This window comes from Thauera sp. 28, assembly GCF_000310145.2.
In the GTDB taxonomy this organism is placed as follows: Bacteria; Pseudomonadota; Gammaproteobacteria; order Burkholderiales; family Rhodocyclaceae; genus Thauera; species Thauera mechernichensis.
The window spans coordinates 1-677 of the sequence record NZ_AMXA01000091.1 but is presented as its reverse complement, the minus strand read 5'-3'; the positions used below and the strand labels follow the sequence as shown (position 1 = coordinate 677).

The 677-nt window shown below is 65.7% G+C and carries 2 pseudogenes; both read left to right on the top strand.

What is annotated here, in order from left to right:
* Window positions 1–348 (top strand): annotated as a pseudogene (locus tag C662_RS19570) (acetaldehyde dehydrogenase (acetylating)); the annotation flags it as partial.
* A 27-nt stretch (window positions 349–375) separates the two neighbouring features.
* Window positions 376–677, top strand: a pseudogene (locus C662_RS19565) (4-hydroxy-2-oxovalerate aldolase); the annotation flags it as partial.

Below are 677 nucleotides of genomic sequence, written 5' to 3'. Positions count from 1 at the left end.
ATCATCATCCTCAACCCGGCCGAACCGCCCTTGATCATGCGCGACACGGTGCACTGCCTGACCGAGACCGAACCCGACCAGGCGGCGATCACCGAATCCATCCACGCCATGATCCGCGAGGTGCAGAAGTACGTGCCCGGCTACCGCCTGGTCAATGGCCCGGTGTTCGACGGCAAGCGCGTCTCGGTGTACCTCCAGGTCGAAGGCCTGGGCGACTACCTGCCCAAGTACGCCGGCAACCTCGACATCATGACCGCGGCCGGTGCGCGCACCGCCGAGATGTTCGCCGAGGAGATCCTGGCCGGTCGCCTCAAGCTTGAATCCAACCGCGCCACGATGGTGGCCTGAGCGCCCCGGCCACAAGGAGAGATGAACATGGAACTTCGCGGCAAGAAAGTCACCGTGCATGACATGACCCTGCGCGACGGCATGCACCCCAAGCGCCACCTGATGACGCTCGAGCAGATGAAGACCATCGCCTGCGGCCTGGACGAGGCGGGCATCCCGCTGATCGAGGTCACCCACGGCGACGGCCTGGGCGGCAGCTCGGTGAACTACGGCTTCCCGGCCCACAGCGACGAGGAGTACCTGTCCGCCGTGATCCCGCTGATGAAGCAGGCCAGGGTGTCGGCGCTGCTGCTGCCGGGCATCGGCACGGTCGATCACCTCAAGATGGC